14 protein-coding genes and 1 pseudogene are annotated in these 12423 nt (G+C 56.7%); 13 read left to right on the top strand and 2 right to left on the bottom strand.

Annotated elements, in window-relative coordinates:
* Nucleotides 1-355, bottom strand: a pseudogene (locus tag FDX22_RS03560) (contractile injection system protein, VgrG/Pvc8 family); the annotation flags it as partial.
* A 100-nt stretch (nucleotides 356-455) separates the two neighbouring features.
* Nucleotides 456-617, bottom strand: a complete 162-nt coding sequence (locus FDX22_RS30815) for a hypothetical protein (RefSeq protein ID WP_186805276.1) — start codon at nucleotides 615-617, stop codon at nucleotides 456-458.
* A gap of 123 nt (nucleotides 618-740) precedes the next feature.
* On the opposite strand from FDX22_RS30815, the gene eutS reads away from it, so the two are divergent.
* From eutS to eutB, 13 genes are all read left to right on the top strand, one after another.
* On the top strand, nucleotides 741-1076 hold the full coding sequence (gene eutS / locus FDX22_RS03555) for an ethanolamine utilization microcompartment protein EutS (RefSeq protein ID WP_096756222.1): 336 nt from the start codon (nucleotides 741-743) through the stop codon (nucleotides 1074-1076).
* 12 nt (nucleotides 1077-1088) lie between these two features.
* Nucleotides 1089-1568 (top strand): ethanolamine utilization acetate kinase EutP, encoded by a 480-nt coding sequence (gene eutP, locus FDX22_RS03550; RefSeq protein ID WP_096756223.1) that lies wholly within the window; start codon nucleotides 1089-1091, stop codon nucleotides 1566-1568.
* Nucleotides 1546-2259 (top strand): ethanolamine utilization acetate kinase EutQ, encoded by a 714-nt coding sequence (gene eutQ, locus FDX22_RS03545; RefSeq protein ID WP_137361929.1) that lies wholly within the window; start codon nucleotides 1546-1548, stop codon nucleotides 2257-2259. Before eutP ends, eutQ begins: the two co-directional genes overlap by 23 nt.
* Before the next feature lie 9 nt (nucleotides 2260-2268).
* A complete protein-coding gene (gene eutT / locus FDX22_RS03540) occupies nucleotides 2269-3072 on the top strand; it encodes an ethanolamine utilization cob(I)yrinic acid a,c-diamide adenosyltransferase EutT (RefSeq protein ID WP_137361928.1) in 804 nt (267 codons plus the stop codon).
* On the top strand, nucleotides 3069-4085 hold the full coding sequence (pta, locus tag FDX22_RS03535) for a phosphate acetyltransferase (RefSeq protein ID WP_146716708.1): 1017 nt from the start codon (nucleotides 3069-3071) through the stop codon (nucleotides 4083-4085). Before eutT ends, pta begins: the two co-directional genes overlap by 4 nt.
* 38 nt (nucleotides 4086-4123) lie before the next feature.
* Nucleotides 4124-4417 carry an ethanolamine utilization microcompartment protein EutM gene (eutM, locus tag FDX22_RS03530; RefSeq protein WP_005121908.1) on the top strand — a complete coding sequence of 98 codons (294 nt, stop codon included), beginning with the start codon at nucleotides 4124-4126 and terminating at the stop codon, nucleotides 4415-4417.
* Between the two features lie 121 nt (nucleotides 4418-4538).
* A complete protein-coding gene (gene eutN / locus FDX22_RS03525) occupies nucleotides 4539-4826 on the top strand; it encodes an ethanolamine utilization microcompartment protein EutN (RefSeq protein ID WP_096756227.1) in 288 nt (95 codons plus the stop codon).
* Nucleotides 4827-4837: 11 nt separating this feature from the next.
* Nucleotides 4838-6241, top strand: coding sequence for an aldehyde dehydrogenase family protein (locus FDX22_RS03520; protein WP_096756228.1), 1404 nt, complete (start codon nucleotides 4838-4840; stop codon nucleotides 6239-6241).
* 12 nt (nucleotides 6242-6253) lie between these two features.
* Nucleotides 6254-7093, top strand: coding sequence for an ethanolamine utilization protein EutJ (gene eutJ / locus FDX22_RS03515; RefSeq protein WP_096756229.1), 840 nt, complete (start codon nucleotides 6254-6256; stop codon nucleotides 7091-7093).
* Nucleotides 7083-8270, top strand: coding sequence for an ethanolamine utilization ethanol dehydrogenase EutG (eutG, locus tag FDX22_RS03510; RefSeq protein ID WP_115257818.1), 1188 nt, complete (start codon nucleotides 7083-7085; stop codon nucleotides 8268-8270). The genes eutJ and eutG overlap by 11 nt, the downstream gene beginning before the upstream one ends.
* A gap of 123 nt (nucleotides 8271-8393) precedes the next feature.
* Nucleotides 8394-9641, top strand: coding sequence for an ethanolamine utilization protein EutH (gene eutH, locus FDX22_RS03505; protein WP_096756231.1), 1248 nt, complete (start codon nucleotides 8394-8396; stop codon nucleotides 9639-9641).
* The gene (gene eutA, locus FDX22_RS03500; RefSeq protein WP_115257819.1) at nucleotides 9638-11041 is read left to right on the top strand and encodes an ethanolamine ammonia-lyase reactivating factor EutA; all 1404 of its coding nucleotides are present in this window, start codon (nucleotides 9638-9640) and stop codon (nucleotides 11039-11041) included. Before eutH ends, eutA begins: the two co-directional genes overlap by 4 nt.
* 11 nt (nucleotides 11042-11052) lie before the next feature.
* Complete coding sequence (gene eutB, locus FDX22_RS03495; RefSeq protein WP_096756233.1) at nucleotides 11053-12414, top strand: ethanolamine ammonia-lyase subunit alpha; 1362 nt, start codon at nucleotides 11053-11055, stop codon at nucleotides 12412-12414.
* The last annotated feature ends 9 nt before the right edge of the window (nucleotides 12415-12423 follow it).

The following is a 12423-nucleotide window of genomic DNA, read 5'->3' as shown; positions in this document are numbered from 1 at the left end:
GGCCTGGATATCCTGCTGCTGAAAGATACGGAAGTTCTGGCGCAGGCCTGCCCGCCAGAGCGGGGGAGAAAGGGTCAGGGTGTAATTCATCTGCCAGCGGTTGTTTTCCCCGCTTTCCACCCTGGTGATGATGCCGTGAAGGTAGCGCTGCGCAACTGTCCCCTGCCAGACGGTGAGGGTGGCGCTCTTTTCAAGAAAATCAGGTGCGGTGAGGTCAGACTGGTCGCTGGCAATATCGACACGGAGTAAAAAAAGGGGTGGAGAGACTCTGGTAGAGGGTGAAGCTGACGACGGCGGTTGCCGTCTCCGCTAATCCATCCACATCCAGCGTAAAGCGCAGTCCCTGCTGTGACATAAGTATCTCTCCGCGAAATATCATCCGGGAGGCACCATACGCCAGTAAAGTCAGTACAGGTAGAACAGAAAGGGTCGTCTGGCTGAGTTTCGGAAAACGTTTAGGTTGGGTGATAAAGCATCATTACGAGTTTGCGTTGCTTACTGCTGAATCCACCTTTTAAACGAACTATTGTAAATACTTCGATTAAATTTTCCTTAAAGTTAATGATTTCATTTAGTGAGTGTGTTTTTAATTCCTGAATTAAACGAGCAATCTTCATCTTCTCTGTATTTTCCCTTTCTTAGTGATCTCCCTCACCTTTTAAACCTGGTTGCCGAATTTTGTTATTTACTCTGACGAAAAATTGCCACGATGGGGTCAGTTTTAGCAGAGGCGGTGAGCAATGGAAAAAGAACGCATCATCCAGGAATTTGTGCCGGGGAAACAGGTCACGCTGGCGCATCTGATAGCGCACCCCGGCGAAGAGTTGGCGAAAAAGATCGGCGTTCCCGAGTCTGGCGCGATCGGCATCATGACCTTAACGCCGGGTGAAACGGCGATGATTGCCGGTGATTTAGCCATGAAGGCGGCGGATGTACATATCGGCTTTCTCGATAGATTCAGCGGCGCGCTGGTGATCTACGGCTCTGTAGGTGCAGTGGAAGAGGCGTTGCTCCAGACGGTGAGCGGTCTGGGTCGGTTATTAAATTTCACTTTGTGCAACCTGACAAAAAGTTAATCAGAGGCGGCGATGAAACGTATTGCGTTTGTCGGTACGGTGGGGGCGGGAAAAACCACGCTCTTTAATGCGCTCCAGGGGAATTATTCCCTCGCCAGAAAAACACAGGCTGTCGAGTTTAATGAAAACGGCGATATCGACACTCCGGGAGAATATTTTAGCCATCCGCGCTGGTATCACGCCTTAATTACCACGCTGCAGGATGTTGATACGTTGATTTATATACACGCGGCAAATGATTTAGAAAGTCGCTTACCTGCCGGGCTGTTGGATATCGGCGCCAGTAAACGACAAATCGCCGTTATCAGCAAAACGGATGTGCCGGATGCCAATGTCGCCGCAACGCGACAATTACTTCGCGGGATAGGGTTTCAGGAGCCGATTTTTGAGCTCAATAGCCATGACCCAAGCAGTGTGCAGCACCTGGTGGATTATCTGACTGAGCTCAGCCAAAAGGAGGAAAGGGCAGGTGAAAAAACTCATCACAGCTAACGATATTCGTGCGGCCCACGCACGCGGTGAACAGGACGTATCGGTTGTTCTGCGCGCCAGTATCATCACCCCGGAAGCACGCGAAGTTGCGGCGCTGCTGGGCGTCACTATCACTGAATGCGATGAATCCGCGCCGGCAGCCGTATCAACGTCTACGGCAGCACCTGCTGCTGCGGATGACGGCAAAACGGAAAGCCAGCGTATTCGCGAAACCATCATTGCGCAGTTACCGGAAGGACAGTTTACCGAAAGCCTGGTCGCGCAGCTGATGGACAAAGTGATGAAGGAGAAACAGTCGCTGGAGCAGGGCGGAATGCAGCCCAGCTTTGCCTCGGTGACCGGCAAAGGTGGCGTCAAAGTCATTGACGGCAGCAGCGTCAAGTTTGGCCGTTTTGATGGCGCCCAGCCGCACTGTGTCGGCTTAACCGACTTAGTTACTGACCAGGACGGGAGCAGCATGGCCGCCGGGTTTATGCAGTGGGATAACGCATTTTTCCCATGGACGCTGAACTACGACGAAATTGACATGATTCTGGAAGGCGAGCTGCACGTTCGTCATGAAGGCGAAACCATGATTGCGAAGGCCGGGGATGTGATGTTTATCCCGAAAGGTTCCAGCATTGAGTTTGGTACGCCGACGACGGTGAAGTTCCTGTATGTGGCCTGGCCTGCGAACTGGCAGTCCTGCTAAGGCGGATGTATGAAGGATTTCATTACCGAAGCATGGCTCAGAGCGAATCATACGCTTAGCGAAGGGGCTGAAATTCATCTCCCCGCTGATGCTCGCCTGACGCCGTCTGCCCGGGAGTTGCTGGACAGTCGTCGACTGCGCATTAAGTTTATCGATGAGCAGGGAAGCCTGTTTATCGACGACGAGCAGCAGCAACCGCAGCCGGTGCATGGTTTAACCAGCAGCGATGCACACCCGCAGGCAAGCTGCGAGCTGTGTCATCAACCGGTGGCGAAGAAACCTGACACGCTGACGCATCTGACAGCGGACAAAATGGTCGCCAAAAGTGACCCGCGCCTGGGATTTCGCGCGGCGCTGGACAGCACCATTGCGCTGGCCGTGTGGTTACAGATTGAGCTGGCCGAACCGTGGCAGCCGTGGCTGGCGGATATCCGCTCGCGCTTAGGCAACATTATGCGCGCCGACGCCATGGACGAACCTCTGGATGCGCAGGCCATTGTTGGCTTAAGCGACGGAGATTTACACCGGCTCTCGCATCAACCGCTGCGCTACCTGGACCACGACCATCTGGTACCGGAAGCCAGCCACGGTCGTGATGCTGCACTGCTTAATTTGCTGCGCACCAAAGTCCGTGAAACGGAAACGGTGGCGGCGCAGGTGTTTATCACCCGTGGTTTTGATGTGTTGCGACCAGACATCCTGCAGGCGCTAAACCGTCTTTCGAGTACGGTTTACGTAATGATGATTTTGAGCGTGGCGAAGCATCCACTGAGCGTCAGCCAAATCCAACAGCGATTAGGGGAGAAGTCATGATCATTGAACGCGCTCGCCAACTCGCCAAACGTTCACCTGCTCGGGTGGTGTTCCCGGATGCGCTGGATGTCCGAGTGCTGAAAGCGGCGAACTACCTGCATCAGCACGGTCTGGCTCGCCCTATTCTCGTCGCCAGCCCATTTGCATTGCGCCAGTTTGCCCTCAGTCACCGCGTGGCAATGGACGGTATTCAGGTTGTCGATCCGCAAAGCAATGTGCAAATGCGTGAAGAATTTGCCCTGCGATGGCTGGCCCGTGCGGGCGAAAAAACGCCGCCGGATGCGCGGGAAAAACTCAACGATCCGCTGATGTTTGCCGCCGCGATGGTCAGTGCCGGTAAAGCCGATGTCTGTATTGCCGGCAACCTGTCGTCAACGGCAAACGTGCTGCGCGCAGGGTTGCGCATCATTGGCTTACAGCCGGGTTGCAAAACGCTGTCGTCGATTTTCCTGATGCTGCCGCAGTATCTCGGACCGTCATTAGGATTTGCCGACTGTAGCGTGGTGCCGCAGCCGACCGCCGCACAGCTGGCGGATATTGCCATCGCCAGCGCGGAAACCTGGAAGGCGATTACCGGTGAAGAGCCGCGAGTGGCCATGCTGTCGTTTTCAAGTAATGGCAGTGCCCGTCATCCCAACGTCGCTAACGTGCAGCAGGCAACGGACATCGTTCGTGAACGCGCGCCGCAGCTTACCGTCGACGGTGAACTGCAGTTTGATGCCGCTTTTGTACCGGATGTCGCCGCGCAAAAAGCGCCCGCCAGTCCGCTACAGGGCAATGCCAATGTGATGGTTTTCCCGTCGCTGGAGGCAGGCAATATTGGTTATAAAATCGCCCAGCGCCTGGGAGGGTATCGTGCAGTCGGCCCCTTAATTCAGGGACTTGCCGCACCGCTTCACGACCTCTCTCGCGGCTGTAGCGTGCAGGAAATTATCGAACTGGCGTTGGTGGCAGCTGTGCCGCGCCAGACTGAAATGAGTCGTGAAAGCGCCTCGCAAACACTGGTTGTTTAGGTCCCGTTCTGGACCCCTTCTACTAAGAGGAAAACACAATGGAAGCATTAGGAATGATTGAAACCCGGGGCCTGGTTGCACTGATTGAGGCTTCTGACGCAATGGTTAAAGCGGCACGCGTGAAACTGGTTGGCGTGAAGCAGATCGGTGGCGGCCTGTGTACTGCCATGGTTCGTGGTGATGTGGCCGCTTGCAAAGCAGCTACGGATGCCGGAGCTGCTGCTGCGCAGCGTATTGGCGAACTGGTTTCTGTACACGTTATCCCGCGTCCGCATGGCGATCTGGAAGAAGTATTCCCGATCAGCTTCAAAGGCGACAGCAACGATATGTAAGTCGTCCATGTGACGCCACTGGATTGTTAAGAAAAAGCTGGCGTCACCCTCTCTCCTTTTCACATTACCTTCTGCGGAGGGTAGGGGGAGGTTTTACCTGAAATATGCCACGGAGGCGGGTATGAAACTGGCAATCGTCACAGGACAAATTGTTTGTACCGTACGCCATCAGGGGCTCGCGCACGACAAGTTGCTGATGGTGGAAATGATTGATGCTCAGGGAAATCCCGACGGGCAGTGTGCTGTTGCTACCGACAGCATCGGGGCGGGAACCGGAGAGTGGGTGCTGCTGGTCAGTGGAAGCTCTGCCCGCCAGGCGCACAGTAGTGACTCATCGCCTGTCGATCTGTGCGTGATTGGCATTGTCGATGAAGTGGTGGCAGGTGGTCAGGTGATCTTCCATAAATAAGGCAGAAAATCATGAATCAACAGGATATTGAACAGGTCGTGAAAGCGGTGCTGCTGAAAATGAAAGACAGCAGCCAACCCGTCAGTGCCGTTCAAGAAATGGGCGTATTTGCCTCCCTGGATGACGCAGTGGCGGCAGCAAAACTGGCACAGCAGGAGCTGAAAAGCGTCGCTATGCGCCAGTTGGCCATTCACGCCATTCGTGAAGCAGGCGAAAAACACGCCAGAGAATTAGCGGAATTTGCCGTCAGTGAAACCGGCATGGGACGCGTTGAAGATAAATTTGCCAAAAACGTGGCGCAGGCACGCGGCACGCCGGGCGTGGAATGCCTGTCTCCACAGGTACTGACCGGCGATAACGGCCTGACGCTGATTGAAAATGCGCCGTGGGGCGTGGTGGCATCGGTAACGCCGTCCACCAACCCGGCCGCGACCGTCATTAATAACGCCATCAGCCTGATTGCGGCGGGTAACAGCGTGGTCTTTGCGCCGCATCCTGCTGCAAAAGGCGTTTCTCAGCGTGCGATCGGTCTGCTTAACCAGGCGGTAGTCGCTGCGGGTGGTCCGGCAAACCTGCTGGTGACCGTTGCCAATCCGGATATCGAAACCGCTCAGCGTCTGTTCAAGTACCCAGGCATCGGCTTGCTGGTGGTGACCGGCGGCGAAGCGGTGGTGGAATCTGCGCGTAAGCACACCAACAAACGTCTGATTGCCGCAGGTGCGGGTAACCCACCGGTGGTGGTGGATGAAACCGCCGATCTGGCGCGCGCCGCGCAGTCCATCGTTAAAGGTGCGTCGTTTGATAACAACATCATCTGCGCCGATGAAAAAGTCCTGATCGTCGTGGATAGCGTTGCCGACGAGCTGATGCGTCTGATGGAAGGTCAGCACGCGGTCAAGCTCACCGCAGCTCAGGCTGAGCAATTGCAGCCGGTGTTGATGAAAAACGTCGATGAACGCGGTAAAGGCACGGTTAGCCGTGACTGGGTCGGGCGCGATGCGGCCAAAATCGCCGCGGCGATCGGCCTGAATGTCCCGGAGCAAACCCGCTTGTTGTTCGTCGAAACCTCAGCCACACATCCGTTTGCGGTAACTGAACTGATGATGCCGGTGCTGCCGGTGGTGCGGGTGGCTAACGTTGACGAAGCCATTGCGCTGGCGGTCACGCTTGAAGGTGGTTGCCACCATACGGCGGCGATGCACTCACGCAACATCGATAACATGAACCGTATGGCTAACGCCATCGACACCAGCATTTTCGTCAAGAACGGACCGTGCATTGCCGGTCTTGGGCTTGGCGGTGAAGGCTGGACCACCATGACCATTACTACGCCAACCGGGGAAGGGGTGACCAGTGCGCGCACGTTTGTCCGCCTGCGTCGCTGTGTATTGGTGGATGCGTTTCGCATCGTATAAGGAGTGAAAGAGATGGCGCATGACGAACAACTTTGGCTCACACCCAGACTGCAAAAAGCAGCAACGCTGTGTAACCAGACGCCGGCCGCGAGTGATTCACCGCTGTGGCTCGGCGTTGATTTGGGGACCTGTGATGTGGTGTCGATGGTTGTCGACAGTGAAGGACAGCCGGTTGCGGTTTGTCTGGACTGGGCCGACGTCGTGCGTGACGGCATCGTCTGGGATTTTTTCGGTGCCGTGACCATTGTTCGTCGCCATCTCGATACGCTCGAACAACAACTGGGTTGCCGCTTTACCCACGCGGCAACCTCGTTCCCGCCAGGAACGGACCCGCGTATCTCCATTAACGTGCTGGAGTCTGCCGGACTTGAGGTTAGCCATGTGCTGGATGAGCCCACCGCCGTGGCGGATCTACTTCAGCTGGATAACGCAGGCGTGGTGGATATCGGCGGTGGGACGACCGGTATTGCCATCGTGAAGCAGGGCAAAGTGACCTATTCCGCCGACGAAGCGACCGGTGGGCATCACATTTCTCTGACGCTGGCTGGGAATCGTCGTATTCAACTGGAAGAAGCCGAGCAGTACAAGCGCAGCAACGGCAAGGAAATCTGGCCGGTAGTGAAGCCGGTTTACGAAAAGATGGCGGAAATTGTCGCCCACCATATTGCCGGGCAGGGCGTCATGGATTTATGGCTGGCCGGTGGGTCCTGTATGCAGCCGGGGGTTGATGAGTTGTTCCGTAAGCGTTTCCCGGAGCTGCAGGTGCATTTACCGCAGCACAGTCTGTTTATGACCCCGCTGGCGATTGCCAATAGCGGAAAAGTAAAAGCGGAAGGAATCTATGCAAGCTGAATTGCAGACCGCGCTCTTTCAGGCATTCGATGCCCTGAATCTACAACGCGTAAAAACGTTCAGCGTTCCACCGGTCACGCTATGCGGACTGGGAGCGCTCAGCACCTGCGGACAGGAAGCGCAAACGCGCGGGCTGACGCACATGTTCGTTATGGTAGATAGCTTCCTGCATGAAGCGGGAATGACCGCCTCACTGGAACGCAGCCTGGCGATGAAAGGCGTAGCGATGACGCTGTGGCCGTGCCCGGTCGGTGAGCCGTGCATCACTGACGTTTGCGCGGCGGTCGCACAGTTGCGCGAGTCAAAATGTGACGGCGTTGTGGCCTTCGGCGGCGGCTCGGTACTGGATGCCGCCAAAGCCGTCGCGTTGCTGGTAACCAACCCAACGCAGACACTGGCTGATATGACGGAAAACAGCGTGCTGCGTCCTCGTTTACCGCTGATTGCCGTGCCAACCACCGCCGGGACCGGGTCAGAAACCACCAACGTCACGGTGATTATCGATGCCGCTACCGGACTGAAAAAAGTGCTGGCCCACGCCACGCTGATGCCGGACGTCGCCATTCTCGATGCGGCGGTAACGGAAGGCGTACCGCCGCACGTGACGGCAATGACTGGCATCGATGCACTCACCCACGCTGTTGAAGCCTACAGCGCGCTGAACGCGACACCGTTTACCGACAGCCTGGCAATTGGCGCGATTGCGATGATCGGCAAGTCGCTGCCTAAAGCGGTGGGTTACGGCCATGACCTGGCGGCGCGCGAAAGCATGTTACTGGCTTCCTGTATGGCGGGGATGGCTTTTTCCAGCGCAGGTTTGGGCTTGTGTCATGCGATGGCTCACCAGCCAGGTGCTGCGCTGCACATCCCGCACGGGCAGGCTAATGCCATGCTGCTTCCTACGGTAATGGGCTTTAACCGCATGGTGTGCCGTGAACGCTTCAGCCATATCGGCAGAGCGTTAACCAATAAGAAATCAGACGATCGTGACGCTATCAGCGCGGTAATTGAGCTGATCGCTGAAGTGGGCCAGACCAAACGGCTCGCTGACGTGGGCGCGAAACCTGAGCATTACAGTACCTGGGCGCAAGCCGCATTGAACGATATTTGTATACGCAGCAACCCACGAACCGCCACGCAGGAACAGATTATCGACCTGTACGCGGCGGCACAATAAGGCATACCAGGACGTAGGCCGGATAAGGCGTTCGCGCCGCCATCCGGCAACAACGCGACATCATTGTCTGATGGCGCTGCGCTTATCAGGCCTACTAAGCACCTGGCAAATGGAGATAGGGCTATGGGAATTAACGAAATCATCATGTACATCATGATGTTCTTTATGCTGATTGCCGCCGTGGACAGGATCCTGTCGCAGTTCGGTGGTTCAGCGCGTTACCTCGGTAAGTTTGGTAAGAGCATCGAGGGATCGGGCGGTCAGTTTGAAGAAGGTTTTATGGCGATGGGCGCACTGGGTCTGGCGATGGTCGGTATGACTGCGCTGGCACCGGTACTGGCGCATGTGCTCGGACCGGTAATTATTCCGCTGTATGAAATGCTGGGCGCGAACCCGTCAATGTTTGCCGGAACGCTGCTGGCGTGTGATATGGGCGGCTTCTTCCTGGCGAAAGAACTGGCGGGTGGCGACGTGGCCGCATGGCTGTACTCTGGCCTGATCCTCGGGGCAATGATGGGGCCGACGCTGGTCTTCTCCATCCCAGTTGCGCTGGGAATTATTGAACCGTCAGACCGTCGTTATCTGGCTCTGGGCGTACTGGCCGGTATCGTGACCATTCCGGTTGGCTGTATCGCTGGCGGCCTGGTGGCAATGTACTCCGGGGTTGAAATCAACGGGCAACCGGTGGAGTTCACCTTCGCGCTGATTCTGATGAACATGATTCCGGTGCTGATCGTCGCCATCCTGGTGGCGCTGGGGCTGAAATTTATCCCGGAAAAAATGATTAACGGCTTCCAGATCTTCGCCAAGTTCCTGGTGGCGCTGATCACTATCGGCCTGGCGGCGGCGGTCATTAAGTTCCTGCTTGGCTGGGAGCTGATCCCGGGTCTCGATCCTATCTTCATGTCTGCGGGTGATAAGCCCGGCGAAGTGATGCGCGCCATCGAAGTGATCGGTTCTATCTCCTGCGTGCTGCTGGGTGCCTACCCGATGGTACTGCTGCTGACCCGCTGGTTTGAAAAACCGCTAATGAGTGTCGGCAACCTGCTGAAAATCAACAATATCGCCGCTGCGGGTATGGTGGCAACTCTGGCGAACAACATCCCGATGTTCGGCATGATGAAAAATATGGATACCCGCGGCAAAGTGATCAACTGCGCGTTCGCGGTCTCTGCAGCCTTCGCTCTGGGTGACCACTTAGGTTTTGCCGCCGCGAACATGAACGCCATGATCTTCCCGATGATTGTCGGCAAGTTGATTGGTGGTGTGACGGCGATTGGCGTAGCGATGATGCTGGTGCCAAAAGACGAAAATGTTCCGGCCGTTGTTGACGCGGAAACTGCAGAAGCAAAAGCGGAGGCGCAATCGTGAATACTCGCCAGCTACTGAGCGTCGGTATCGATATCGGCACCACCACCACTCAGGTGATCTTCTCCCGCCTTGAGCTGGTTAACCGTGCGGCAGTGTCGCAGGTGCCGCGCTACGAATTTATCAAACGCGAAATTAGCTGGCAAAGCCCGGTCTTCTTCACACCCGTCGATAAGCAGGGCGGGTTGAAAGAGGCTGAACTTAAAGCGCTGATCCTGGCCCAGTATCAGGCGGCGGGTATTGCGCCGGAAACGGTTGATTCCGGCGCGATCATCATTACCGGAGAAAGCGCGAAAACCCGCAACGCCCGTCCGGCGGTGATGACGCTCTCCCAGTCGCTGGGTGACTTCGTGGTGGCCAGTGCCGGTCCGCACCTGGAATCGGTGATTGCCGGTCACGGTGCCGGTGCACAAACGCTGTCTGAGCAGCGTCTGTGCAGCGTGCTGAATATCGACATCGGCGGCGGGACGTCAAACTACGTACTGTTTGATGCCGGAAAGGTCAGCGGCTCTGCGTGCCTGAACGTCGGGGGACGACTGCTGGAAACTGACGGTCAGGGGCGCGTGGTCCATGCGCACCAGCCGGGACAGATGATCGTCGACGAGGTGTTTGGTGCCGGTACCGACGCCCGAACGCTCAATGCCGCACAGCTTGTCCAGGTCGCGCGGCGAATGGCGAATCTGATCGTGGAAGTGATTGACGGCACGCCTTCTGCCCTGGCGCAGGCGCTGATGCAAACCGGTTTACTGCCTGCGGGCGTGAAACCGGATGTGATTACGCTTTCCGGAGGAGTGGGCGAGTGCTACCGCAACCAGCCTGCCGATCCGTTCTGTTTTTCTGACATTGGACCGCTGCTGGCGACAGCGCTGCATGAACATCCGCGCTTGCGTGAGATGAACGTGCAGTTCCCGGCGCAAACCGTGCGCGCCACGGTGATTGGCGCCGGGGCGCATACGCTGTCGCTGTCGGGCAGCACCATCTGGCTGGAAGGCGTGGCACTTCCGCTGCGCAATCTGCCGGTGGCGATCCCGGTTGACGACGCTGATTTGGTGGCGGCCTGGCAGCTGGCGCTGGTGCAGCTCGATCTTGATCCGAAAACAGACGCCTATGTGCTGGCGCTGCCCGGGTCGCTGCCGGTGCGCTACGCCGCGCTATTAACGGTCATCGACGCGCTGCTGGCCTTTGTCGCGCGTTATCCGAATCCGCATCCCCTGCTGGTGGTAGCCGAGCAGGATTTTGGTAAAGCCCTGGGCATGCTGTTACGCCCACAGTTACAGCAACACCCGCTGGCGGTCATCGATGAGGTGATTGTCCGGGCGGGGGACTATATCGACATTGGTACGCCTCTTTTTGGCGGATCGGTTGTGCCGGTGACGGTGAAATCACTCGCATTTCCTTCCTGAGGGAACGACTTATGAAACTAAAGACCACATTGTTCGGCAATGTTTATCAGTTTAAGGATGTAAAAGAGGTGCTGGCCAAAGCCAACGAACTGCGTTCGGGGGATGTGCTGGCAGGTGTCGCCGCGACAAGCTCACAGGAGCGCGTGGCGGCCAAACAGGTGTTGTCGGAAATGACGGTGGCGGATATTCGCAACAACCCGGTGATTTCCTATGAAGAGGACTGCGTCACGCGTCTGATTCAGGATGACGTCAACGAAACAGCCTATAACCGCATCAAAAACTGGAGCATCAGTGAGCTGCGCGAGTACGTGTTGAGTGATGAAACCTCTGTCGATGACATTGCGTTTATGCGCAAAGGGTTAACGTCAGAAGTGGTCGCTGGGGTGGCAAAAATTTGCTCCAACGCGGACCTGATCTACGGCGGCAAAAAAATGCCGGTGATCAAAAAAGCCAACACCACGATCGGCTTGCCGGGCACCTTCAGCTGCCGTTTGCAGCCGAACGACACCCGTGACGATGTGCAGAGTATTGCCGCGCAAATCTACGAAGGGCTTTCTTTCGGTGCGGGCGATGCGGTGATCGGCGTTAACCCGGTAACCGATGACGTGGAGAACTTAAGCCGCGTACTCGACACCGTGTATGGCGTGATCGACAAATATAACATTCCTACTCAGGGCTGCGTGCTGGCGCACGTTACTACCCAGATCGAAGCGATTCGTCGCGGCGCGCCGGGCGGGCTGATTTTCCAGAGTATCTGCGGTAGCGAGAAAGGCTTGAAAGAGTTCGGCGTTGAGCTGGCGATGCTGGACGAGGCGCGTGCAGTGGGCGCTGAATTCAACCGTATCGCCGGGGAAAACTGCCTGTACTTTGAGACCGGGCAGGGGTCTGCGCTTTCTGCTGGCGCTAACTTCGGTGCCGATCAGGTGACGATGGAAGCGCGTAACTACGGGCTGGCACGCCACTACGATCCGTTCCTGGTGAATACCGTTGTCGGCTTTATCGGGCCAGAGTATCTCTACAATGACCGCCAGATTATTCGCGCCGGTTTAGAAGATCACTTCATGGGCAAGCTGAGCGGCATTTCGATGGGCTGTGACTGTTGTTACACCAACCATGCCGATGCTGACCAGAACCTCAATGAAAACCTGATGATTCTGCTCGCCACCGCAGGCTGCAACTACATCATGGGCATGCCGCTCGGTGACGACATCATGCTCAACTATCAGACCACCGCGTTCCACGACACCGCGACTGTGCGCCAGTTGCTGAACCTGCGTCCGTCGCCGGAGTTTGAACGCTGGCTGGAAAACATGGGCATTATGGCAAACGGTCGCCTGACCAAACGGGCGGGCGATCCGTCACTGTTCTTCTGATGACGCGGG

The organism is Citrobacter sp. TBCS-14 (genome assembly GCF_005280805.1).
Lineage (GTDB): Bacteria > Pseudomonadota > Gammaproteobacteria > Enterobacterales > Enterobacteriaceae > Citrobacter > Citrobacter gillenii.
Note: the sequence above shows the minus strand (reverse complement) of the source record. Positions and strands in the feature narration are given on the sequence as shown.

Coding starts and splice junctions, on each gene's coding strand:
- FDX22_RS30815 (WP_186805276.1), bottom strand. CDS start 617: ATGAAGATTGCTCGTTTAATTCAGGAATTAAAAACACACTCACTAAAT.
- eutS (WP_096756222.1), top strand. CDS start 741: ATGGAAAAAGAACGCATCATCCAGGAATTTGTGCCGGGGAAACAGGTC.
- eutP (WP_096756223.1), top strand. CDS start 1,089: ATGAAACGTATTGCGTTTGTCGGTACGGTGGGGGCGGGAAAAACCACG.
- eutT (WP_137361928.1), top strand. CDS start 2,269: ATGAAGGATTTCATTACCGAAGCATGGCTCAGAGCGAATCATACGCTT.
- pta (WP_146716708.1), top strand. CDS start 3,069: ATGATCATTGAACGCGCTCGCCAACTCGCCAAACGTTCACCTGCTCGG.
- eutM (WP_005121908.1), top strand. CDS start 4,124: ATGGAAGCATTAGGAATGATTGAAACCCGGGGCCTGGTTGCACTGATT.
- eutN (WP_096756227.1), top strand. CDS start 4,539: ATGAAACTGGCAATCGTCACAGGACAAATTGTTTGTACCGTACGCCAT.
- FDX22_RS03520 (WP_096756228.1), top strand. CDS start 4,838: ATGAATCAACAGGATATTGAACAGGTCGTGAAAGCGGTGCTGCTGAAA.
- eutJ (WP_096756229.1), top strand. CDS start 6,254: ATGGCGCATGACGAACAACTTTGGCTCACACCCAGACTGCAAAAAGCA.
- eutG (WP_115257818.1), top strand. CDS start 7,083: ATGCAAGCTGAATTGCAGACCGCGCTCTTTCAGGCATTCGATGCCCTG.
- eutH (WP_096756231.1), top strand. CDS start 8,394: ATGGGAATTAACGAAATCATCATGTACATCATGATGTTCTTTATGCTG.
- eutB (WP_096756233.1), top strand. CDS start 11,053: ATGAAACTAAAGACCACATTGTTCGGCAATGTTTATCAGTTTAAGGAT.